Origin of the sequence: Pedobacter cryoconitis (genome assembly GCF_014207135.1) — a bacterium.
In the GTDB taxonomy this organism is placed as follows: domain Bacteria; phylum Bacteroidota; class Bacteroidia; order Sphingobacteriales; family Sphingobacteriaceae; genus Pedobacter; species Pedobacter cryoconitis_D.
In genome coordinates, this window is sequence record NZ_JACHCC010000005.1 from 374,956 (window position 1) to 399,362 (window position 24,407).

The 24,407-nt window shown below is 40.2% G+C and carries 21 protein-coding genes; 10 read left to right on the forward strand and 11 right to left on the reverse strand.

The genetic code is table 11. The annotated features are described in order from the left end of the window. Positions 1 to 9 precede the first annotated feature (9 nt). Entirely contained in the window at positions 10 to 555 is a 546-nt protein-coding gene (locus HDF25_RS11375; RefSeq protein WP_184624878.1) for a GNAT family N-acetyltransferase, read from the reverse strand. 4 nt (positions 556 to 559) lie between these two features. Continuing rightward, positions 560 to 2,713: a S9 family peptidase gene (locus HDF25_RS11380; protein WP_184624879.1), complete on the reverse strand. Its 2,154-nt coding sequence runs from the start codon at positions 2,711 to 2,713 to the stop codon at positions 560 to 562. 428 nt (positions 2,714 to 3,141) lie between these two features. Between HDF25_RS11380 and HDF25_RS11385 the strand changes: the two genes are divergently transcribed. Beyond that, on the forward strand, positions 3,142 to 5,181 hold the full coding sequence (locus HDF25_RS11385; protein ID WP_184624880.1) for a M13 family metallopeptidase: 2,040 nt from the start codon (positions 3,142 to 3,144) through the stop codon (positions 5,179 to 5,181). Positions 5,182 to 5,248: 67 nt separating this feature from the next. Here HDF25_RS11385 and HDF25_RS11390 read toward each other — a convergent pair whose 3' ends face one another. Then, the gene (locus tag HDF25_RS11390) at positions 5,249 to 6,274 is read right to left on the reverse strand and encodes a hypothetical protein (RefSeq protein ID WP_184624881.1); all 1,026 of its coding nucleotides are present in this window, start codon (positions 6,272 to 6,274) and stop codon (positions 5,249 to 5,251) included. A gap of 10 nt (positions 6,275 to 6,284) precedes the next feature. Continuing rightward, a complete protein-coding gene (locus HDF25_RS11395; RefSeq protein WP_184624882.1) occupies positions 6,285 to 6,623 on the reverse strand; it encodes an MmcQ/YjbR family DNA-binding protein in 339 nt (112 codons plus the stop codon). Positions 6,624 to 6,670: 47 nt separating this feature from the next. Between HDF25_RS11395 and mnmD the strand changes: the two genes are divergently transcribed. The 5 genes from mnmD to HDF25_RS11420 all read left to right on the forward strand — a co-directional run bounded on the left by mnmD (position 6,671) and on the right by HDF25_RS11420 (position 11,361). Continuing rightward, on the forward strand, positions 6,671 to 7,354 hold the full coding sequence (mnmD, locus tag HDF25_RS11400) for a tRNA (5-methylaminomethyl-2-thiouridine)(34)-methyltransferase MnmD (protein WP_184624883.1): 684 nt from the start codon (positions 6,671 to 6,673) through the stop codon (positions 7,352 to 7,354). A 102-nt stretch (positions 7,355 to 7,456) separates the two neighbouring features. Beyond that, entirely contained in the window at positions 7,457 to 8,413 is a 957-nt protein-coding gene (locus HDF25_RS11405; RefSeq protein WP_184624884.1) for an aldo/keto reductase, read from the forward strand. Between the two features lie 87 nt (positions 8,414 to 8,500). Beyond that, on the forward strand, positions 8,501 to 9,613 hold the full coding sequence (locus tag HDF25_RS11410; protein ID WP_184624885.1) for an AI-2E family transporter: 1,113 nt from the start codon (positions 8,501 to 8,503) through the stop codon (positions 9,611 to 9,613). A 92-nt stretch (positions 9,614 to 9,705) separates the two neighbouring features. Further along, the gene (gene mazG, locus HDF25_RS11415) at positions 9,706 to 10,512 is read left to right on the forward strand and encodes a nucleoside triphosphate pyrophosphohydrolase (RefSeq protein WP_184624886.1); all 807 of its coding nucleotides are present in this window, start codon (positions 9,706 to 9,708) and stop codon (positions 10,510 to 10,512) included. Between the two features lie 6 nt (positions 10,513 to 10,518). Then, positions 10,519 to 11,361: a phospholipase gene (locus tag HDF25_RS11420; RefSeq protein ID WP_184624887.1), complete on the forward strand. Its 843-nt coding sequence runs from the start codon at positions 10,519 to 10,521 to the stop codon at positions 11,359 to 11,361. On the opposite strand, the gene bla is transcribed toward HDF25_RS11420, so the two are convergent. Together bla and HDF25_RS11430 are read right to left on the reverse strand one after the other, a co-directional pair. Next, positions 11,339 to 12,217: a subclass B3 metallo-beta-lactamase gene (gene bla, locus HDF25_RS11425; RefSeq protein WP_184624888.1), complete on the reverse strand. Its 879-nt coding sequence runs from the start codon at positions 12,215 to 12,217 to the stop codon at positions 11,339 to 11,341. The two genes, HDF25_RS11420 and bla, sit on opposite strands and share 23 nt — an antisense overlap. Before the next feature lie 126 nt (positions 12,218 to 12,343). Further along, on the reverse strand, positions 12,344 to 13,648 hold the full coding sequence (locus tag HDF25_RS11430; protein WP_184624889.1) for a DEAD/DEAH box helicase: 1,305 nt from the start codon (positions 13,646 to 13,648) through the stop codon (positions 12,344 to 12,346). A gap of 185 nt (positions 13,649 to 13,833) precedes the next feature. On the opposite strand from HDF25_RS11430, the gene HDF25_RS11435 reads away from it, so the two are divergent. Beyond that, positions 13,834 to 16,242, forward strand: coding sequence for an alpha/beta hydrolase family protein (locus HDF25_RS11435; RefSeq protein ID WP_184624890.1), 2,409 nt, complete (start codon positions 13,834 to 13,836; stop codon positions 16,240 to 16,242). A 59-nt stretch (positions 16,243 to 16,301) separates the two neighbouring features. Here HDF25_RS11435 and HDF25_RS11440 read toward each other — a convergent pair whose 3' ends face one another. Then, the gene (locus HDF25_RS11440; RefSeq protein WP_184624891.1) at positions 16,302 to 17,522 is read right to left on the reverse strand and encodes an ABC transporter permease; all 1,221 of its coding nucleotides are present in this window, start codon (positions 17,520 to 17,522) and stop codon (positions 16,302 to 16,304) included. A 79-nt stretch (positions 17,523 to 17,601) separates the two neighbouring features. Between HDF25_RS11440 and HDF25_RS11445 the strand changes: the two genes are divergently transcribed. Then, entirely contained in the window at positions 17,602 to 18,828 is a 1,227-nt protein-coding gene (locus HDF25_RS11445) for an exo-beta-N-acetylmuramidase NamZ domain-containing protein (protein WP_184624892.1), read from the forward strand. 20 nt (positions 18,829 to 18,848) lie between these two features. Here HDF25_RS11445 and HDF25_RS11450 read toward each other — a convergent pair whose 3' ends face one another. Next, positions 18,849 to 19,400: a 5' nucleotidase, NT5C type gene (locus HDF25_RS11450; protein ID WP_184624893.1), complete on the reverse strand. Its 552-nt coding sequence runs from the start codon at positions 19,398 to 19,400 to the stop codon at positions 18,849 to 18,851. A gap of 87 nt (positions 19,401 to 19,487) precedes the next feature. Here HDF25_RS11450 and HDF25_RS11455 point away from each other — a divergent pair, with 87 nt between their 5' ends. Continuing rightward, complete coding sequence (locus tag HDF25_RS11455; protein ID WP_184624894.1) at positions 19,488 to 20,237, forward strand: DeoR/GlpR family DNA-binding transcription regulator; 750 nt, start codon at positions 19,488 to 19,490, stop codon at positions 20,235 to 20,237. 10 nt (positions 20,238 to 20,247) lie between these two features. Here the strand turns inward: HDF25_RS11455 and HDF25_RS11460 are convergent, their stop codons facing one another. Beyond that, complete coding sequence (locus HDF25_RS11460; RefSeq protein WP_184624895.1) at positions 20,248 to 21,297, reverse strand: DNA topoisomerase IB; 1,050 nt, start codon at positions 21,295 to 21,297, stop codon at positions 20,248 to 20,250. A gap of 99 nt (positions 21,298 to 21,396) precedes the next feature. On the opposite strand from HDF25_RS11460, the gene fmt reads away from it, so the two are divergent. Next, positions 21,397 to 22,305 carry a methionyl-tRNA formyltransferase gene (fmt, locus tag HDF25_RS11465; protein ID WP_184624896.1) on the forward strand — a complete coding sequence of 303 codons (909 nt, stop codon included), beginning with the start codon at positions 21,397 to 21,399 and terminating at the stop codon, positions 22,303 to 22,305. Between the two features lie 8 nt (positions 22,306 to 22,313). On the opposite strand, the gene HDF25_RS11470 is transcribed toward fmt, so the two are convergent. Continuing rightward, positions 22,314 to 23,153, reverse strand: coding sequence for an aminotransferase class IV (locus HDF25_RS11470; RefSeq protein ID WP_184624897.1), 840 nt, complete (start codon positions 23,151 to 23,153; stop codon positions 22,314 to 22,316). A 4-nt stretch (positions 23,154 to 23,157) separates the two neighbouring features. Beyond that, positions 23,158 to 24,189 (reverse strand): RluA family pseudouridine synthase, encoded by a 1,032-nt coding sequence (locus tag HDF25_RS11475; RefSeq protein WP_184624898.1) that lies wholly within the window; start codon positions 24,187 to 24,189, stop codon positions 23,158 to 23,160. Between the last annotated feature and the right edge of the window lie 218 nt (positions 24,190 to 24,407).

Consider the following 24,407-nt stretch of genomic DNA (forward strand, 5'->3'; position numbering starts at 1 on the left):
GGAAAATATTTAGGCTTTCCATTCTTCATCCAGAATGGCATACTCAAAACTGTCCATCCAGCCGGTTACCAAAGGCAGGATCTGGCGTTTTCTGCCTTCCTGGGTCATCCCAGCTTTTTCCAGTACACGGATAGAAGCCAGGTTTTCAACTGCACAGCCTGCTTCAATACGATGTAATTTCAGCCGGTCAAACCCAAACCGGATCACTGCCCGGATCGCTTCGGTCGCATACCCCTTATTCCAGAAATCGACATTAATCTTATACCAGATTTCGGCACTGTTGAATTTAGAAGAGGACAATTTAAGCGAAACCAATCCGATAAAACCTCCTTTTTCCAGCTCTACAGCGAAAGTATAATTCTTAATCGTCTTTTTCTGATGATCCAGGATCCAGCCATCCACTATAATATTTGTCTCTTCCAGATCTTTAGGAATACCTAAAGTATTGTACTGATCTGTTTCAGCAAGATGATGAAGTACATGAATTGCCTCCAGATCTGCCATTTCCACTAATCTTAACTTTAACCGCTCCGTAAAAAATTTCAATACTACCATTATACTATTTAAGATTTTGCATAAAATAATCTGTTACTTTCTGATAAAGATGTGTTCTGTCTTTACCCAAAACATTGTGTTCGTGACCAGGATAGATCATATAATCAACCTGTATATTGTTATCCACTGCTTTCTTTACCAGTTCAACTGTGTTCTGCTGAAGGACAACATTATCCTGTAATCCGTGAATCAGCAACAATTTACCTTTCAGCTTCTGGATCTGATTAGTCAGGTTTGTAGCAGCATAACCTTCGGGATTTTCCTGCGGGGTATCCATATAACGTTCTGTATACATCACCTCATAAAAATTCCAGTTTGTGACTGCTCCGCCTGCCACTGCTGCTTTGAAGACATCAGGGTGGTTCAGCATAAAGTCTACAGTATTAAAACCACCGAAACTCCAGCCAAAAAGCCCCATATTTTTCTCATCTGTATAAGGTAAACGTTTCAGGTAATCAACCGCAGTCATCATATCTTCCATCTGTACATCTCCGACTTTTCTGAACATAGATTGTTCGAACGCTTTTCCACGGTTATCACTTCCCCTGGTATCCATCACCAACACGACAAATCCCTGTTCAGCAAGATACTGGAACCAGTAATTTCCGGCCCCGCCATTCCATTGATCCAAAATCAGCTGTGCATGTGAACCACCGTACCAATAAACTATAACCGGATGTTTTTTAGTACTGTCCAGGTGAGTTGGTTTAAACAGATTGCAATACAGGTCATCACCGCTTTTCCCTTTGATGGTGAAAATAGAAGATTCACCTAAAGCATAGTTTTTTAATGGATCAGCAGCTTGCAGCAGTTGTTTTCTCTGACCTGTTTTCACCTCAACCAGATCAATAGTACCTGGATTTTTTGTGGTGCTGAAACGATCCAGGACTGTATTTCCCGAAGAACTGACTTCTGTATTATGTACAGCAGTACCTGTGGTAATTCTCTTTGATTTACCAGATCTGATATTTAAAACATACAGGTTCCTGGTAATAGGCGATTCTTCTGTCGATACATAAAACAGGTTATCACCGCTGGTATCAAAACCCTTCACTTCGAGTACTTCCCAGTTACCTTTGGTTAATTGTTTAATCAGTTTACCGTTTGCACTGTATAAATACAAATGGTTCCAGCCATCGCGGTTACTCTGCCATATAAATTGCTGCGGATCATTTTTCAGGAACTTTACAGGAACCAGTGGTTCTACATATTTAGCATCTCTTTCCTCGAAAAGTGTTTTGATATAATTACCGGTCTGTGCATCAAACTGCTTTAACTCCATATGGTTTTGTCCACGGTTTAAAACAGCGATATAAACATATTTATCATCAGGGCTCCAGGCGATATTAGTCAGGTATTGCTCTGCCGGCTCTCCGGTCTTCAGATAAACTACATTTTGTGTCTGGGCATTGTACACACCTACAGTTACTTCATGGCTTTTATCTCCGGCCATCGGATATTTAATATTGATATTTTTAGCAGGGCGGCTGGTCCAGTCAATGATTGGGTAATCTGCTACCATACTTTGGTCCATACGATAAAAAGCAAGTTGTTTCCCATTATTACTCCAGAAAGTTCCTTTAGAGATCCCGAATTCATCCCGGTGTACTGAAGAGGCATAAACGACATTAGCAGTTCCGTCATTAGTCACCTGTTTTGCTGTTTGACCATCGTTCACAAACAAGTTGTAATTTTCAAGATAAGCAGTGTATCCTGCCACGCTTCGCTCGGCCTTGTCCTTACCTGCCAGTGAACGGTCCATCAAAGTCGTAAAGGTGTTCGCTGAAGGGTTGTATGCCAATTGCTTTCCATTGACAGCAAAAATCCATTCTTTCCCTTTGTTAAACTGAATAGCTGGCATTGCAGCCAGTGTATCCTGCTGTGCAACACGTAATTTCTGATTAAGCTGTTTCAGGGTCAGGAAAAGCTGATCTTCCTTCTTTCCTGCATTTCCTGTAAACCAGGCCATTTCATTATTCAGGGGTTTGATGTAGACATAATCTTCTTTTCCATAAAGGAATTGTAAACCTCTTAAGCTTTGCGGTGCCAGTGTAGTACGTACATTAGCCATCGCATCAAGCATACTCAGATTCTTCTGCTGGCCATGGACAATTACTGTAGCAGAAAGCAACAGGAGGAATAAAACTAGTTTCTTCATTGATTTAAATTTGATGGCCAAATATAGCAATTATGGCGTATAGGGGTGAATATTCACGGAATTTGGAAATTCCTTCGTAATATAATTTTTCGCATCCACACAATAATAAATGTTAAAATATGTTAATAGTGTATTATGAAAGCGATCAAAGTATTTCTTCTTCCTGGATTAATCATCAAGAAACTGGGTTTAACCAAACTCTATTACTGGTTCAACAAGTAATATTTTCATTACACCTTTCCTGGCATTAGGCGGTTACATACTCTGTACGAGCCATTTATCCGCAAATCACAAACTGCAAATACCTGCTGATCCTATTAGACAGGGTTTTTGTTTAGCCGATTCATTATTTTGAGCGCACATTCTGCCTTCCCCAGAACCCCGGTTTAAACCGGCATACAGGAAGACAAAGCTTATTAAATAAAAAAATGAATACAAAACACCTGAAAAGTTATTTTGCAGTTCTGGGAATAGTAGCAGCAAGCTATTCTTCCTATGCACAAAAAGTACCTCAAAAATTTATTGATCCTGCCAATATGGATCTTTCCGTAAAACCTGGAAATGATTTTTACGAATATGCCAGTGGAAACTGGATCAAAAACAACCCTGTACCTGCCAAGGAAACAAGATGGGGAAGTTTCAATGAACTGAGAGATTTCAATATTAATGCCGTTAAAACTGTAGTGGAAGATGCCGCTGCGGACCGCTCTGCACCCGCAGGATCGGTAAAGAAACGTGTAGGCGATTTCTATGCTGCCGCTATGGATAGTATAACTATTGAAAAACTGGGTTATACGCCTATTAAAGCAGATTTATCCAGGATCAGTAAAATCAAAGATATACAAGGTGTATTGGATGAGGTGGTTACCATGCGGACTTCAGGACTAGGTTCTCCGATGTATGGCTTTTATGTAGATCAGGATAAAAAAAATGTAAACAAATATCTGACGCAGCTTAGCCAGGGCGGAACAACTTTACCTGACCGCGATTATTATCTGAAAGATGACAGCAGGGTTTTAAAAATCCGCGAGGCTTATCTGAATTATATGACTACTTTGTTTACGCTGACCGGCAGCTCTGCTACTGAAGCTAAACAAAAAGCAAATACTGTACTGGCTATTGAAAAACAACTGGCCGAAGCGCAGATGACCCGCCTTGAAATGCGTGATCCTTATAAAACGTATAATAAATTCACGGTTGCTGATTTGAATAAATCTACACCAAACATTAACTGGACTACTACTTTACCTAAGTTATTGGTACAAGGACAGGATACCATTCTGGTACGTACACCTAAATTCTTTGTGAGCCTGAATAATATGCTGACAAGTGTTTCTGTAGCAGACTGGAAAGTTTACCTGGAATGGAATGTACTTAAAAATTCAGCTTCCGACTTAAGTTCTCCTTTTGTTAAAGCTCATTTTGCATTCACCCAGGTTCAGACCGGACAAAAAGTACAGACACCAAGATGGCAGCGTATGTCGTCTGCAACTGATGGTGCTATCGGTGAATTACTAGGCCAGCTTTACGTAGCGAGATATTTTAAGCCGGAAGCTAAAGCCCGTATGACAGAGATGATCAAAAACCTGCGTACAGCATTTGAAATCAGAATTAAGGGATTAGAATGGATGAGCGATGCCACTAAAGAAAAAGCTCTGGCTAAGCTAAATGCTTTTGTTCCGAAAATCGGTTACCCTGACAAATGGAAAAATTATGAAGGTCTGAACATTGACCGTAAAACTTATTTCCAGAACCTTAGAAATGTAGGCACCTGGGGATATCAGGAAATGATAAGCCATCTGGGTAAACCGGTAGATCGTACCCGTTTCGGTATGACACCTCCAACAGTAAATGCTTATTACAGTCCTACGATGAATGAGATTGTATTCCCTGCCGGGATTTTACAGTTCCCTTTCTTTGCTGCAAATGCTGATGACGCTGTTAATTATGGTGGTATCGGTGCGGTAATCGGTCATGAGATGTCTCACGGTTTTGATGACAGCGGAAGCCAGTATGATAAAGATGGTAACCTGCGTAACTGGTGGACTGACGTAGACCGTACTAAATTTGAAGCGAAAACAAAGGCACTGGGCGAACAATTTGATTCGTATGCAGTACTCGATACCATTCATGTGAACGGTAAACTGACCATGGGTGAAAACATTGGTGACCTTGGAGGCTTAAATGCTGCTTACACTGCATTTAAAATGACTAAACAAGGGCAGTCAGAAGAAAAAATCGATGGCTTTACTCCTGATCAGCGTTTCTTCCTTTCATGGGCACAGGTCTGGAGAGGTAATATCTTAGCTGAAAGTGCTGCACAGTTAATTAAAACTGATCCGCATTCTCCGGGACAATACAGAACTATCGGTGCGCCGGTAAATATGGATGCCTGGTATAAAGCATTTGATGTGAAACCAGGAGATAAATTATACAAAGCACCAGAAGACAGGATCCGCCTTTGGTAATCCGTTCTACTGAGATCATAAAAAAACAGGCATGCTATAATTAGCATGCCTGTTTTTTTATGTCCTGTTAAGGCTTGAACCTGGCTAAAACTTTCCGGCCAAGATCATAAGTCAATCTGAAGGCCTGCTGACTACTCATGTTCCTGGGGTCATTATGCAGACTAAGGATAAATGATCCTTTAATATTTTTGAAGATCAATGGGGTGAAGATCAGATCAAGACGGTTGTAGGTCTTATTCTCATAAAACTGATCTCCATAAACGATATGAGAACCCTGGCCTTTATAGAATTCGTCGTACAACGCAAAACGGCGATACCCAAGATAAGCACTTGCAATAAACCCTTTGGGTGTTTTCAGGTCAGTTACATCACGTATTCTTTCAATAGAGGCCATTGCGCCTGCTTCGATAGTTAATGAATCCAGCACTGTTTTATGACTGAAGTCTAACCCTAGTCTGACCTGGAGACCACCATTGTCCTGTATATGATCACCCGGGCGTTCCACAGAAGTATAAGCATTATGCAACAGCATAAAATAATGGGACACATAAAACGGCCCGCTTAAAACAGGTCTGTATTTACCGGAAAAACCAAATAAAAACTGTTCCCGATCTGTAGTGGTCTGTCTGCTCACCCAATCAATCCATAGTGTTTCCGAAAAATGGTCGTTCTGGTATTTAACCAGCATCCCTTCGATATTTGGGCGGTAATAACGTAAAGTATCATTTAACAGGGCCCGGGGATAATCACTGATTAATCCCTCACGTGAAAATGCACCAATATTAAACAACCAGTTTTTGCTCGTATAGCTGTAATAGGCAACAGGATCTACTTTCAGAAAATAGGGTTTGGCACCAAATTCATGTATTCCGTTTACCCCTACAATAAAGTGATTGTTACTGTCCAGGTTAAGACCAAGGTCAAGGGCTAATCTGGTTCCTGAGTAAGTATTGGATCTGGAAACATAATCTTTGTATTCCCGGTTATCCATAAAGCCCATTCCGTTAAAATGGATATCAAGGCTTCCTTGTGCAAATGTTATAGTACTTGAAAATATTGAGACAATAATAATCAGGTAAACTTTTTTGATCATATAGGGTATTTTAAATGTATTGTGCTTGTGTTTTTTTGGGTAGCTTACTTAATACCAGTGCCCTGGATTCAGCGATTCTCTTTTTTAACTCGGATACCGGCATCACGTCAAAACTGCTGACTCCAATCCATTGTCCCCTGGCCAGGTGATAGGCCTGCCGGATTCCATCTCTTGCGATGAGCTCTTCAAACTCTTCGGGATTTATTTTAAGGGCCAGACTTCCGGAGCTTAGTGAATACATCACAAAGATCTTTTTTTCGATCATGAAACAAAGGTTATCCTCCCATTTAATTTCTTCGGTAGTGCCTGGAAAGCTGAGAACAGTTTCTCTGAACATTTCAATATCCATTATAATAATTTGGTGCTAAATTAAGTAATTCAGGTAAATTTGCAGAAATGAATATTATCACCCAAACAGCAGACGGCTCGAACACTTTATATAATGAAACCATTGGCGAACATTATCACTCCAAACATGGTGCATTACAGGAAAGTAAACATGTATTTATTGACGCTGGCCTGAAACAGGCCGAGCTCAGTTTCCCGGGACAACCAATTTCAATACTGGAGATCGGCTTTGGTACGGGCCTGAATTTCCTGCTTACTTCTGCTTATGCGGACGAAAAGGGCCTTTCATTAAATTACACAGGAATAGAAGCTTATCCGCTGACTAAAGAAGAGCTGATCTCTACACAATATAACCAGTATGTTCCTGCTCCTATCTGGAACAACCTGATGAATGTCTATGCTGATGCCTTATGCTCAGCCACTCAGCTAAATGCCAATCAGGAATTAACCATAGCGCATACTACCCTGGATGCCTTTAAATCTGAAAAGCTGTTTGATCTTGTCTATTTTGATGCTTTTTCAATCCAGCATCAGCCTGAAATGTGGACAGATGAAATCATTTGTCACGTATGTTCATTCTTAAAACCTAACGGGATCTTTGTGACCTATGCGATTACAGGTAAATTAAAACGGGCTCTAAAGAGTTTCGGGATGAAAGTAGAGAAACTTCCGGGTGCCCCTGGAAAAAGAGAAATGCTGCGCGCAATTAAACTTACAGTACAAGAAGTTTAATTTACAAAATCCGGACTAAGTTTGAACTTATGCCTTATAGATTTGTTTCATTGAGAATATGGAGTTCTGTTATCGGAGAATTCCTAAATTGGAAAAAGACAAATGGAAAAAAGAAAATTAGGTAATACAGACTTACTGGTTTCGCCGGTAACTTTTGGGGGAAATGTTTTTGGATGGACATTAGATGAGAAGAAATCCTTTGAAATTCTGGATGGATTTATAGCTGCGGGATTTAATTTCATCGATACTGCCGATGTCTATTCAAGATGGGTACCGGAAAATAAAGGTGGTGAATCTGAAACAATTATTGGAAACTGGATAAAAGCACGCAACAACCGCAACGACATTATCCTGGCTACTAAAGTAGGCAGCGATATGGGTTTAAGCGGAAAGAAGTTTCTCAACAAAAAATATATCCTGAGCGCAGTAGATGCCTCACTGTTAAGATTGAAAACAGATTATATAGATCTTTACCAATCGCACTATGATGACCTTGAGACTCCTGTACAGGAGACTCTGGAAGCTTATGATGAATTGATCAGAGCAGGAAAAGTACGCTGGATAGGCGCTTCGAATTTTAGCCCGGAGAGGTTTAAAGAATCCCTGGAAACCAGCGAAAGATTGAGCCTGCCCAAATATCAGAGTTACCAGCCGGAGTATAATTTATACAAAAGAGAAGGTTTTGAAAAAGAGATGGAACATATTTGTATGGATCACCAGATCGGCGTTATCAATTACTATGCTTTAGCCAGCGGATTTCTGACAGGGAAATATCGCTCTGAAGCCGACCTTGGCAAAAGTCAGCGGGGTGGTGCGGTAAAAGAGTTCATGAACCCCAGAGGGTTTAAGATTTTAAAAGCACTGGATGAAGTTTCAGAACAATACAATGCCTCCCTGGCAAGTGTAGCCATCGCATGGTTAATTGCCAGGCCATCTGTAACCTCACCTATTGCAAGTGTAACCAGTCTGGATCAACTGAAAAACCTGACAAAAGCAGCTACTTTAAAACTAAGCACTGAAGATATATCCATTCTGGACGAGGCAAGTGCCTGGTCATAATCAGCTCTTAACAATATTATAATGCCCTGCCAAAATAATTGGCAGGGCATTTGTTTTTAGCAGGACATTATTATAAATTCACCTGCTATGAAATCTACCTCTCCTCCATTTTATGCCAAACTTGCGTTGGTCTTGTTTTCTATTATATGCCTGGGTTACCTGGCAATTTTAGGTCATAGTCTTTTAGCTCCGCTATTAGCCTCATTTTTATTGGCTTTGCTGCTGTTGCCACTGGCTAACTTCCTGGAAACTAAATGGAGATTTAAAAGAAGTCTGGCCTCTATTGTTTCAGTGGTGCTAATGATAGCTGCAATCTCAGGTATTATCTATTTCCTGGCAAGCCAACTCAGCAACCTTGGACAGGACTGGCCCTTATTAAAACAACAGGCAGTACATTCTTTCGAGGATCTGCAACTTTGGGTTTCCCACACTTTCAATGTAAACGCACATAAACAAATTGACTACATAAAGAATGGAGCTGAAAGTGCATTGTCTTCAAGCGCCACTGTACTGGGTGCAACCCTAACCACATTGTCATCAACTCTTTTGTTCCTGGCTTTTCTTTTACTCTTTACCTTCTTTATTTTAAATTATCGCCGTATCCTTTTTACCTTCCTGATTACTGTTTTCAAAGAAGAACATGCAGAAAAAGTGAAACAAATTGTGGAGCAAATTCAGTACATAATTAAACGATATATTTTAGGCTTGTTTCTTCAGGTGCTGATTGTTACCACATTAATGATAGTTATACTTTCCATCCTTGGCATAAAATACGCTGTATTACTCGGGCTGATCACCGGTATTTTCAATCTGGTCCCCTATATCGGTATTTTTTCATCCTTATTAATCAGCATCCTGATTACATTTGCGACGGCAGGTGCTACAAAAGTTTTGTTTGTCATCATCACCTTTGTAGCTGTACATACGCTGGATGGTAATATCCTGATGCCACTGGTAGTCGGTTCAAAGGTAAAAATCAATGCATTATTTGCCTTCATCGGAATCGTTGTCGGGGAAATGATCTGGGGGATATCGGGTATGTTTTTATGTATCCCGTATCTGGCCATCCTTAAAATTATATTTGACCGTATCGACGAATTAAAACCCTGGGGTATACTATTGGGTGAACAGGAAAAACCTAACCGCAAGCGAAAGACGTATCGTATTACCAAAAAGATAAAACTGGAAGAACCAGAATAATCAACAAAATTTCATACACATCTGCCAAACCCATTCTTTTAAATAGAATGGGTTTGGTATTTTAGCACCTTTCAATTCAAATATCTCCTGTTATGGCCAATCACATCGCCCCGTTAACCGCAGCCGATCCTTCTTCAGCTTTCTTAAGATTGTTAACTGTATTAGACACCCTGAGAACAGAGTGCCCATGGGACAAAAAACAAACCATGGAAACTTTGCGTCACCTGACTATAGAAGAAACCTATGAACTATCCGATGCAATTCTGGATGGTGACCTGTCTGAAGTCAAAAAGGAACTGGGAGATGTGATGATGCATCTTGTTTTCTATGCAAGAATAGCTTCAGAAACGAATGACTTCACGATTGTGGATGTCCTGAACAGTGTTTGTGATAAACTAATCAACCGTCATCCTCATATTTATGGCGATGTAGAAGTACAGGATGAGAATGATGTCAAACGCAACTGGGAGCAAATCAAGCTTAAAGAAGGTAACAAATCAGTACTGGGTGGTGTTCCAGCCTCGCTTCCGGCTCTTGTTAAAGCCAGCAGGATTCAGGAAAAAGCCAGGGGAATTGGTTTTGACTGGGAGAACAAAACTCAGGTCTGGGAAAAAGTGGAAGAAGAACTTCAGGAGTTCAAAGATGAATACAATGTCATCGATAATACGGCAATTGATATTGATAAAGCAGAATCTGAATTCGGGGACCTGATTTTCTCTCTGGTCAATTACGCCCGGTTTATCGGGATTAATCCGGAAAATGCCCTGGAAAAAACAAACAGAAAGTTCATTAAACGCTTCCAATACTTAGAAAGTAAAGCAAAAGATAATGGAAGGGCCCTTCAGGATATGACCTTAGCAGAAATGGACGTGTACTGGAATGAAGCCAAAAACCTGTAAATCAACATGAGGGCTTCTCTCTTCTTTATTCTGATACTACTGACAGGCTGTGCTATTTCAAATAAGCGTATTTCATCACATCTGCTGGTTAAACCTCCGGCAGATAAACAGCTTGCAGCAAGCAAAAGGAAAGATATAGTAAGTATCAGCAACAACTTGTTTGGAGCGGGTGAATTTACAGGCAACAATAAAGAGCTGATCAGATACAGAATACTGGCCCCGGATACAGTGACAGCACAAAAGAAGTATCCACTTGTCCTGATATTTCACAATTCGGGCCGCATAGGAACTGACAATACTGCCCAACTTGATGTTTTAGTAAAATTTTGGGCGCAGGATGCTATTCGTAAGCGTTATCCGGCTTATGTCCTTGCCGTACAGTTTGCCGGGCGTTCATCAAATTATGTCAAAAATGCTGATAGCGTACTTACCTCGGTTCCTGCACCTGGTGTACGCAGCGCAATACAATTAGTAGATTCGCTAAAGAATGCTTTACCAGTAGATATTAACAGGATATATACCATTGGTTTCTCTATGGGGGCATCTACTGCTAATAATGCGCTAATGGCAAGACCGGATTTATTTGCAGCTGGTGTTTTTATATCAGGGATTCCGATGCAGGAAGGGTTTTTTAAGCTCAAAAACACTCCTTTATGGCTGATACACGGAAATGATGACCAGGAGAACCCTATCCCCGGAGACCGTCTCCTTTATCAGAAAATGCAGGGGCTCAAATCCTCCAAAATCCTGTTCTGGGAAATTGAAGGGCTACAGCATGAAATCTATACACCATTGTATACCAGTGATATCATTCCTCAATGGCTTTTTATTCAGACGCTAACTTTTTAGCAAACTTAGCTTGCAACTCACTGATTGCCTTATCATAACCTTTTTTATCCATAAAAGCTGCAGGGTTATAGGCATCCCCGGGTTTATGTTTTGTATGCAATTCAAACTGACTCGCGTGCGAAGAAAGCCAGATATCAAATGTCAGGTTCTTCATCGCATTCAATGTATAAGCATAGTCTTTGGCCATATCAGGGTAAGCTGTGACCTCAGCAAACTTTTTCTCTGTCACGATGGTAGGTAGATTAGCAATCAGGATTTTGTAAGACCTCTTTTCATCTTTGACATCAAACAGAAAACTACAGGAACCTTTGGTATGCCCCGGATGGTGAAGCATGACCAACTGCATATCACCTAACCTCACTACATCTTTATCATGTAAGATGAAGTCGGTCTTAACAGGCTCATAGGTACTGCCATTTCCCCCTAATGCGTAATCTGAGCTACCTCCGTCAGCCATGACCACCGAATCTTTTTCATCTGCCATCATATAGGCACCAGTCATTTTTTTGATCTCGGCCATTGCCCCCATATGGTCAAAATGTGCCTGCATGGTTAACAAAATCCTGGTGTCAGCAAGCTTGAATCCCAGTGTTTCAATATTGGCTTTGATCATGGATGCCGAAGCGGCAAGCCCGGTATTGATGAGAATATTTCCTTTAGGGGTGACAATAAGATAACAAGCCAGATCGTATGAACCTACATAATAAAGATTACCTGCAATCCTAAACGGTGGATAAGGCTTAGACCACTCTGGGTTAGTATTTTGAGGCTCTGTTACTTTTTGAGCAGCTGCATGCAGGCTGAAAAACGAAAGACTGGTGAGCAGTATGGCGATTTTGAATGAATGTCTAAGCATAAGGATATTTATGACGAATATAGCTATTCAAACGGGCTACATGTATAAAAAAATTGCTGTTTTCTGGTCGTATCCCCTAATGAAAAACGAATACCAGAAAACAGCAATCTTATCTTTATATGTTATTTAGGAATGTTTCTTCTTCATGGTCATCTTAGCTTTCTGACCTATCCCATAGTTATAATTTTTAGCGTTACTTTCTTTCTTTTCGTGGAAAGCACCACCACCTGCAGGCTCTTCATTCTTTTCCTTCACGACTCTGTTTTTATCAAACCCTTTTGGCTTAAGTGTTTTTTCTATCAGAATCTCTTCAGGCAGTTCCATCAGCTCTAGTTTTTTACCTATTGACTGTTCAATTTTTTTCACCTGAACCAATTCCATATCTGTTGCAAAAGTAATCGCAACAACTTCTTCCTGGCTTTCTTTATCTTTAATAATACGGCTTAAGAAAGTTTCCTTTTCTTCAGGAACTTCAAAATGGAAGATGAACGGAATTCCGCTTAAATCCAACGGACCTTCATTCTGATTCGCAACAACCAGTACTCTTGCCTCAGCACTTTCTTTGAAATCTTCAAAATTATCAAAACCATTTTCATCAAAATGTAATGGTCTGAACATCGAGAATTCCATTTCTTTAGTGCTTTCAATACTCTTAGCTACCTTTTGTGCTGTAAGTCTTGAATTTACAAAAACGACTGCTTTATTGAAAACCTCATCATCACGCAATAGATTACGCAGTAAATTAAGCTTGGTTTTATAATTCGGAACCTGGTAAAGCACCTGGCTTACTGTTTCGGCTTGTGTATCCCCAAAATCTTCAACCTCAATTACTGTAGGGAAATTCAGGAACTGATCTGTCATCTTAGTCAGTTTTTCATGGATCACTTCGGTGAAAACCAAATGTTGACATTTACCTGCACTTCTGGCCAGCTCACAAACTGGTAATTGCATGCCCTGCTGAATAATCAGCTCGGCATCATCTACGATGAAAGTCTGCAGTTTACTCAGGTTCAACCCAAGTTTCAGATAAATTGCTCTGGCTCTTGTTGGCGTAGCGACAACAATATCGATACCTAAAACAAGTTCATTAACCTCTGCTTCAACACCACCGGTCCCGTAAAGACCAACAATATTAAGATCCCTGTTTTTACTTAAAGAAATAAACTGATCGATCACTGCAATAGCCCGGTCTTTATCAGCTACCAGGATTAACACTTTAGGTGCATCATCTTTGGTATACTTTAAACGCATTAAAACACCCAGAATATAAGTTGTTGTTTTACCCGATCCTTCAGGACCAACAGCCAGTATATCCTGTCCTCCAAGAATCCTGGACATTGTTTTAGCCTGGATTTCCTTTGGGGTTAAGTACCCGGCATCAGTCATCGCGGTGATCAGGGGCTTACTTAGTTTTAATTTATCTAACGACACAGTATTTCAGTTAAAATTGATATTCCGCCAAATTTACGGAAATAAGCCCAATATCCGGTATGATCTGTACAAAACCCGAAGAAATGTACAAGGAATTGCTTATTGTATCAACATTTTGATACGATTCAGGACAATCAGGGATTGGTAATTTGTAGTTTTACCGGATTAACAAATAACCTTTTAACATGAAGAAATCTTTACTCTGCCTCTTTTTACTAAGCACCTCGATTGGTGTATTTGCGCAGGATGCGGTCAATTACCAGCAACCTCCCAAAGCCATAGCCGACCTGTTACTTGCCCAACCGACTCCTTCGGTAAGCATTGACAGCAAAGCGGAATGGATGTTATTAAGCAACCGTAACTCCTATCCGTCTGTCGAAGAACTGGCTATGCCCGAATTCCGCATTGCCGGTTTACGTATCAACCCAAATAATTTTTCGCCAAGCAGGCAAACATTTATTAATGGTTATACGCTAAAAAATATCAAAACTGGTAAAACTGCTGTAATTGCTGGCCTCCCAGCTCCTTTATTTGCAGCACATACGCTTTGGAACCCTTCACAAACTCAAATATCTTTCACACAGACTACTGCTAAAGGTGTTGATTTGTATATCATAGACATTGCGACATTAAAAGCTGTCAAAGTGAACAAAAAACCATTGAATGTGGTACTTGGAGGTGGTATAACCTGGGTAGATGATGTTACACTATTATACAGAACAGCTACTAAATCTGCAGCAGCAGTTCCTGTTAAATCATTGATGCCTAAAGGTCCGGCAGTACAGCTCAACCTGGGTAAAGCTTCCCCAAATCCTACTTATCAGGATTTAATTAAAACTCCTTATGACGAGCAGTTATTTGAGTTTTTTGCAACTTCCCAACTGGTACAATATAAAAATGGTGTAGAGACTTTAATTGGTCAGCCTGCTATTTATACTGCTATAAATGTTTCTCCTGATAAAAAATACCTGCTGGAAAAAACTATCGATAAGCCTTTTTCTTACCAGGTACCTTATTCAGGTTTCCCATCAACTGTAAAAATTACTGATCTGGCTGGTAAACCGATTAAAACACTCGCTAAACTTCCTTCAAGGGAGAGCACCCCATCGGGTTATGACAATACTCAGAATGTTCCGCGCAGCTACGACTGGAGAGACGATGAAGCTGCGACCATTACCTGGGCTCTGCCTTTAGACAGTGGACTAATCAAAAAACAGGTTCCTTTTCATGATGCTGTTTATGCTTTAAGCGCACCTTTTTCAGGACAAGCTAAAGAACTATTTAAAACACAAAACCGTTACCAGAGCACAACCTGGGGCAATGCAACGCTAGCCTTAGTCAGAGAAGGATTACGCAGTAAACAAACGATTAAAGTAAGCCGTTATAATCCTGAAGCCGGAACTATAGAAACTTTATACGAGCTGAACGAGACTGACAAATACAATAACCCGGGAGATCCTGTAACTGAAAAAAACAAATTTGGTCTTCAGGTTATTCAGACAGTTGATCACGGAACTAAATTATTGTTGAACAACATGACTGGTTCTTCACCAAAAGGAGATCTTCCATTCCTGGCAAAATTTGATCTGGCCACTAAAAAGAATGAAATTATCTGGCGTAGTACCGAAGGCACTTATGAATATGTTGCCGACGTAATTGATCCGGAGAAATTAATCTTGTTCACCAGAAAAGAATCTCAGAAAGAGGTACCTAACTACTATATCAAAAACCTGATTTTAAGAATAGCAGACCGCAAGGTGACTGATTTCACTAATCCTTATCCAGGTCTGGAAGGAGTTACCAAAGAGAAAATAGCTTATAAACGTGCCGACGGGGTAGATCTGACAGGAGACCTGTATTTACCAAAAGGTTATGATAAAGCGAAAGACGGCCCACTACCTACACTGATATGGGCATATCCACGTGAATTTAACTCGGCTGCTGATGCAGCACAGATCAGAGGTTCAAAAGATCGCTTTACGACCATTAGCTGGGCTTCCCCTATTTTCTGGGTAACACAAGGTTATGCTGTTCTGGATAATGCCGAAATGCCAATTGTTGCAAAAGAAGGTAAAAAACCGAATGATACTTTTGTAGAGCAGCTGCAGTTAAATGCAGAAGCCGCGATCAATAAGTTGTCAGATCTAGGTGTGGGAGACAGGAACAGAATGGCAGTAGGCGGACATAGTTATGGAGCTTTCATGACTGCCAACCTACTTGCGCATACCAATTTGTTTAAAGCTGGTATCGCCCGCAGTGGTGCTTACAACAGAACATTGACCCCATTTGGCTTCCAGAACGAAGACCGTACCTATTGGGATGTTCCTCAATTATATTATGAAATGAGCCCATTCAGTTATGCGAATAAAATCAAAACACCTTTATTATTGATACATGGTGATTCTGATGATAATCAGGGAACTTTCCCCATCAACTCTGAGCGTTTGTTTAGCGCGATTAAAGGATTTGGTGGTACGACAAGATTTGTATCCTTACCTTATGAAGCACATAGCTACCGTGGTAAAGAAAACCTGTTGCACATGTTATGGGAAATGAATTCCTGGTTAGATCAATATGTAAAAAAAGCAAAGTAAAAACCAGTCCGGGAACGGACATCTGAAAACGGGTTGTACCAAATGGTACAATCCGTTTTTTATTTAAAACGGATTGCTTTCAGCGGAGATATCCTGCTCACCAGTAAGGAAGGCAGAATCAGAACGATCATACAAATAACCAGTGTAGCTGCATTTAATAGCAGTACATCAGTCAGGTGCAATTCGATAGGTACATAAGCCAGATAGTAGGAACTTTGATTCAGCTTAAAGAAATGGGTGTAGTATTGTAAAAACCCTAATCCAAGGCCCAGGATATTACCGAGCAATAAACCTATTCCAACCAGGTACATAGCATTATACAGGAATATCTTCATTACACTGTAATCAGTCATCCCGAAAGCCTTCAACATTCCAATCATATTAGTCCTTTCCAGGATCATAATCAGTAAAGCTGTAATCATATTAATCACACCCACAATCATCATCAGAATGAGTAATACCCTGGTGTTTACATCCAGCAGGGATAACCAGGTAAATATATTAGGAAAATACTCTCTTACCGAAGCTGATTTGAGGTTAATCTCCATCGAAGCATAAATTTGATCAGATACGGGGTCCAGCCTGTTGAAATCCTTCAGTTTAATTTCTATGCCGCCGATTTCGTTCGGTTTCCAGTTATTTAAACGCCTGATGATATTGATGTCTCCAAGCGCAAAGCTTTTATCAATTTCTTCTACACCGATATCATAAATTCCTACAATTTTGAAAGGACGTTTACGCGGAGGGTTTTGTACAAAGTACATAATAAAGTTATCCCCGGTTTTTAATTTCAACCGGTTCGCAGTAAACGATGAAATCAGGATCTCCCTGGTTGCCTTGGTACTATCAGCAAAATTAATAACCCTGCCACTGACTAAATGTTTACGGATATAATCCCAGTTATAGGTACTGTCTATACCTTTGAAATTGATTCCTTCTACTTCATCATTTGCAGAAATGATGGCTGGTTTTGTAGCATAGGATTGAAAATAGACTATATCCTTGTTTTTCTGAAGATCGGTTATAGTTTTGGCGGCGGGAATGAATGGTGTCTGTTCAAATGAGTTATTTAAATCCAGTTTAAAAATCCTTACATCACCGACAAAACCTCTTACCTTTTCCTGGATCTCTGTTTTAAAACCTTTGATGATAGCAACGGACAGCATCATTACTGCAAGACTAAGCATCACACCCGCAATAGCTATACGGACGATTAACTTAGAAAATGTACGTTCTGATTTTATGGCAATGCGCGAGGCTATAAAATATTCTGTATTCAAATTTTTTTAATAAACTGTAACTTAGCAAAAATGGTTATTTGATTTTTAAATCAATCATAATTAGAAAAAAAAGCTCAATATGAAACTATCAACTACAATAATAATACCCGTTTACCTGGTTATATTGAGTATTCAGGCTTGTGCTAATCCCAAACCTGCCGCAAAAAAGACTCCCCCTGCAGAAATTCTGACAGGAGCTGCCCAGACAGAAAAGTATCTGCCTTTACTCAAAGGAAAACGTATTGGTATGGTCGTAAACCCTACTTCTGTGATCGGACAAACTACTTCGGTAGACAGTCTTTTAAAACGCGGGGTAAATATTGTCAAAATATTCGGGCCTGAACACGGGTTCAGGGGAGATGCCAGTGCCGGGGTAAAAGTAGATGATGCAACAGATCAGAAAACGGGTATTAAAGCAATATCCCTGTATGGCAAACATCAGACTCCAACGCAGGCAGACCTGAAAGATGTAGACATCATGGTTTTTGATATTCAGGATGTTGGTGTTCGTTTTTACACTTATATCAACACCCTGCAATTTGTCATGCAGGCCTGTGCAGAAAATAACAAAGAACTGATCATCCTGGACAGACCAAATCCTAATGGTTTTTATATAGATGGTCCGATTCTCGATGCAAGACTGGTATCGGGCATAGGTATACAGCCAATCCCGATTGTACATGGACTTACTGTTGCCGAATATGCACAGATGCTTAATGGTGAAGGCTGGCTGAAAGACAAAAAACAATGTAAACTGACCATTATCAAGGTAGCTAATTATAACCACGATATGGCTTACGAATTACCTGTTAAACCATCTCCGAACCTGAATACCCAACAGTCTATCCTGCTTTATCCTACCTTATGCCTGTTTGAAGGCACTTATATCAGCCAGGGCCGGGGCACCCGGTACCCGTTTACGCTTTTAGGTGCGCCGGCATTGAAAGGAAAGTATAAATTCTCGTTTACACCCAAAAGTATTAAAGGAATGGCAGAAACTCCTTTACACCAGGATCAGGAATGTTACGGTCTGGACTTAAGAAATTATAATTCAGAAACAATCAGAAAGGAAAAAAAACTCCAGCTCAAATGGCTGATTGAACTTTACCGTGTTTATCCCGACAAAGCAGATTTCTTCAATTATAAACTGAGTAAACAGATGAACAATTTTGATAAACTTGCAGGAGTTTACAGCTTAAAGGAGCAGATTATTGCAGGTAAATCAGAAAAAGAAATCAGGGCCAGCTGGGAACCCGGACTAAGTCAGTATAAGCTGATGAGAAAAAAATATTTGCTGTATCCTTAAGGGATACAGCAAATATTAACCTACGCTTTTGCAGCGTTCTCTTTTTCAAATATATCCAACACTTCATTCCAGCTTCTAACCCTGAGGTGGTGATGCTGATTTACATTATGTGAAGCATGGAACAGAATGGGTTTGCCCATACAAAAATCCAGGTTTTTACAATGATCGTCAATCATATAGTCAGTCGCTATAACACGCTTGTCTCCACAAAAAATAATATTCTTCCAGCTGATAAAAGGAAAATGTTCCTGTAACCATTCCATTTTTTCGGACAGGCACTGCGGAAATTCCATGGCTGCAGATACGATGAAAATCTCGTAATCTTCCATTAAGGTTCTGACAGCTTCAACTGCTCCCTCCATCAGGGGTATAGTCCTGAAAAATCCTGGGGTATATACATATCTTTTGATGGCATTCTGATCAGGGAAACCTTCGGGCTCTGGTACACCTAGTCTTTCATCTGCACGTACCCGGATTCCATATTCACTTTCATACCAATCCATAAACTGGACTTCTATATCAGCAAGGACACCATCCATATCGATGGCTATTGTTTTTCTATCTTTATTCATATTGGCAGTTTATTGCAACAAATGTAGCAATATTATGCAATAATATGCAACATTTATCTTCATAAGATTGCTTATATTTGCATCAATATGATTAAGGCTGAAAGATTACAACTGATTATTGAACATATACGCAGAGAGCGAAAAGTCTTATTAGGAGACCTCAGTACCCTATTAGAGGTCTCTGAAGATACTGTAAGACGTGATATCAAAGAATTATCAGATCAGGGATTACTCAAAGCTGTTCGCGGTGGGGCCATTTCGCATTCCCCTATTCCACTTCATTTCCGGGAAAGAGAGCATTATGACGTAAGCCATAAAGAAATTATCGCTTTAAAAGCAGTCAAATTCTTAAAAAACGGACAAGTAGTATTATTTGATTCGGGAACCTCAGTTCTGGCCATTGCCACACACCTGCCGCGCGATTTACAGATTACAGTGATTACAAATAGCTTTCCTGTAGCCAGCGTACTGGAAGATCACCCACTGATAGAGGTTATCTTTCTGGGTGGCCGGTTAAATAAATCATCCTTTTCTACCTCCGGTTTTGAGGTTATACAAGTGATCAGAGAATTCAGGCCAGACGTTTGTTTCCTGGGTATCTGCAGCATTGACCTGACATCAGGTGTGACTGGAATAAGTTATGAAGACAGCCAGGTCAAAAAAGCCATGGTCGAAACTTCGAAACAAATCATTGCACTGGCCACTTTAGAAAAGCTGAATACAACAGAACCTTACTATATTACCAGTATCAGCGATATTGATATTATTATCACCGATACTGATCCGGATCATGAAACACTTCAAAATTACAAGGGTATTGGGATCAAACTGGAGTAAAAAGGCTTAACTATTTTTGTTTTTGCGATACTTTAAGGAACTGCATCAATACCCTTTCCTCATTTTCCATCGCCTTTACAGTACCGGGTTTACCAACTGATATCCTTTTCAGGAACTTAGCCAGCTGATCGGTTTCAAAGGCCTCCAGCAATAATGGATATACGTAGGAACTTCTACATACAGCCGGAGTATTTCCCAGTTTACCTGCTACACATTTCAATATTGCTGTAATGATTTTTTTCCTGGGCCGGTCTTCTTCTACATTTGCGGTACAAACGGCCATTTGCCGGAAAGCTTCGAGAGTTCCCCCCCAGGTCCTGAAATCCTTAGCCGTAAAGTCGCCTCCGGTAATTTCGCGGATATAATTATTGATCATTCCCGAATCTATCCCCCGATGCTCCTGACCGGTTGTATAATATTGAAACAGTTCCTGGCCCGGGATCTCCATGCACCTTTTCACCATCCTGGCGAGACTGCGGTCACTGAGATTCACTTCCTGCTTCACTCCCTTTTTACCCACAAATTTCAGTTTGAGACCATTTTCATTTACCCTCACATGTTTGTTTCTTAGTGTTGACAAACCATAACTGCCATAAAGTTGTGCATAGGTTTCATTGCCAACCCGGATAAGTGTTTTCTGCATAAGCTGTACACAGATGGCTAAAACTTTTCTTTCATCATAGACCGGTCGTTTGAGATCAAGGGCAATTCTTTTTCTGGCTTGAGGCAAAGCATGCCCGAATTCGAGTAAACGGTAATATTTAAGATCAGACTGGCGTGAGGTCCATTTCTGATGGTAACGATATTGCTTACGTTTAGCTGCATCAATGCCGGTTGCCTGCAAATAGGCATTCTTTACAGGAGCAATCCACACTTCTGTCCAGGCCGGGGGTAATACCAATGCCCGGATCCTTTCTAGCTGAACTTCATCTTTGATCTTCTTTCCCTGCTGATCTTCGTAGTAGAAGTTCTGGGCTCTTCCTTTCCTGTAAAACCCAGGCATACTGTCAGTAACGTACACTAAACCTATTTCTTTAATTTCTTCTGGTGTCTGTACCATATAGATTAAGCAGAATTAACGTTAAATTTTTAGTTATTTTGCTAGCTGAACCAAAGGATGGGTAACCCCTTCAATATTCAGATAAAAAAACAAACAGAGATGAGAATAGTTTTCATGGGAACACCCGATTTTGCCGTTGCCTCTTTAAATGCACTGGTAGAAGCTGGGTTTGAAATAGCGGGTGTAGTTACCGCAGCGGATAAACCGGCTGGAAGAGGGCAAAAATTACAGGAGAGTGCTGTCAAAAAATATGCAGTCGAAAAGGGTTTAAAAGTGTTACAGCCACTCAAATTAAAAGACCCTGATTTCATCGCAGAACTGAAAGCATTAAATGCAGATTTACAGGTTGTCGTGGCTTTTCGCATGCTTCCTGAGATCGTTTGGAATATGCCTGCTAAAGGAACTATCAATTTACATGCTTCGCTCTTACCGCAATACCGTGGTGCAGCGCCGATTAACCATGCTATCATTAATGGTGAAGCTGAAAGTGGTGTAACAACTTTCTTCCTGAAACATGAAATCGATACAGGAGATGTTATTTTTTCAGAAAAAGTAGCTATTGCAGCAGATGATTCTGCCGGTGACCTTCACGATCATCTGATGGAGACTGGTGCCGGATTATTGGTCAGAACAGTAAAAGCTATCCAGGCCAATGACTACAGTGAGCAGCCTCAGTTATTTTCGGCCGAGCTGAAACATGCACCCAAAATATTTAAAGATTTCTGTAAAATAGACTGGAACAATTCAGTAAAAACTATTTACAATCTGATCAGAGGCCTTAGCCCCTATCCGACAGCATTCGCAGAACTGAATGAAAAGACAATCAAAATATTCAAAGCGGGATATGAAGATATAGCCCCAGAAATCACCCCGGGTTCCTATCTGACCGATGGTAAAACTTTTTTAAAGTTCGCAGCCAGTGATGGCTTTATTACTTTACTGGATGTACAGTATGAAGGCAAAAAAAGGATGATGATTGATGAATTTTTAAGAGGAATGCGTTTATAGCTTAAAAGCTATAACGCATTGAGTAAAGAACTTAAAGTTTTGGTGACTTCGTTAAAATAACGCTTCCGGCCATAACCCATCACCCAGCGGATACCGGATGTGGCATTTGTAATGAACACTTCATCAGCTTCGTTAAGTACTTCAGGATTAATCTGTGCTTCTGTAATCGGGATCTGATTAGTCTTCGCTACCTGCATCACCACATTTCTCATCACCCCGGCAATACAGCCTTCTGAAAGAGCCGGGGTATAAATATGTTTGTCGTATATAACAAATACGTTAGAACTGATGCTCTCACAAAGAAAGCCATGCTGATTTAGGATCAAAGCTTCATCGAGTCTGTTCTGCTGTTTAAATAAACCAGCCATGACGTACAATAGAGAGTTACTGGTTTTATAACTCGACAACTTATTCACTGGTTTGGTGATCTCATCATAAACATTAATGATCAGTCCCTTTTTATTCAGCTCATAACCACCCGGTGCCAGGGTTCCGGCTTCCAGTACATAACCTGATTTATTACTGTCCGGGGTATATAATCCATCTCCTTCACGGTAGACAGAAAGCCGGAATCTTACATTATCCTTTAATTTGTTCTTTTTGCATAGTTCTGCGGTCTTCTGTCTCAGGAAATAATCGTCAAACAATATTCCCCCATCCATCTTTAATGCATTCATTCCCGCCTGCAAACGATCAGCATGCAAATCGGCAAACTTCAGTTTACCACCTGACATCCTCATAGATTCGAATAACCCGTCACCATACCTGAAACCTCTGTTTCTGGCTGTCAGGATAGTCTGGTCTATCGCAATGAATTGGTCGTTATGTAAAATATATTCCTGTTGCATTAAATTAGTGTGGCTGTACGATGTAGTTTCTCCATTTGTTAAGTACAGAATCAAAATCCGGAGGAAGCGGCGCTTCAAACTCCATATATTCTTTTGTTGTCGGGTGTATAAAACCTAAAGTCTGCGCATGCAAAGCCTGTCTTGGTAATAAGGTAAAACAGTTTGCCACATATTGTTTATATTTTGTAAACGTTGTTCCTTTAAGGATCTTATCTCCCCCATAATTGGCATCATTAAATAATGGATGGCCAATATGTTGCATATGTGCCCTGATCTGATGGGTACGTCCTGTTTCAAGCTGGCAGCTAATCAGGGTTACATAACCCAGACGCTCCAGAACAGTATAATGTGTCACTGACCATTTTCCTTTTTCCTCATCATCATAGACGTCCATGACAATTCTGTTTTTAGCACTGCGGCCGATAAAACCGGTAACAGTACCACTTTCTTTAATATCCCCCCAGGCCAGCGCAATATATTTTCTGGTGATTGTATGGTCAAAGAACTGCTTAGCCAGTTTAGTCATGGTAATTTCGTTCTTACTGATAATCAGTAAACCGGAAGTATCTTTATCAATCCGGTGAACTAATCCTGGCCTGCCTTCATTACCGGGTAATTGCGGCAATTGTTCGAAGTGAAAAGCCAGTGCATTAACCAGTGTACCTGTATAATTGTTAAATCCGGGGTGAACAACCATCCCGGCTGCTTTATTGACAATCAGTAAATCATCGTCTTCATAAATAATATCCAGAGGAAGATCTTCCGGATAAACTTCAGTATCTCTTGGTGGATGAGGAAATACGATCGAAATCTCATCAGCTGGTTTAACTTTATAACTTGCCTTTACCGTAGCTTTATTCACCAATACGTTACCAGCCTCAATTGCATTTTGGATGCGGTTTCTTGAAGCATTCTCCAAACGATGCATCAAAAATTTATCAATACGTAATAAGGACTGCCCTTTATCTACAACAATATTAAAATGTTCGTATAAATCCTGCTCTTCTAATTCCAGTCCGTTGTTATTGTTCTCCATTTAGGGTATATTTTTTTATTGTTAACAGCATTGCATCAACCGGCTTTTCTGTTAATTGTGATCTCAGTTATTTTGATGAAATATGGTCTATGATGCGCTATCAGCTTCAAGTCCATAATAATTCCATTTTACAAAACTAATCTTTAACAATTACATTTTTGAAAGAAATTAGGGCTGAAGAGCTTATTATACAGATATAATTAAAAATGACATTGAAA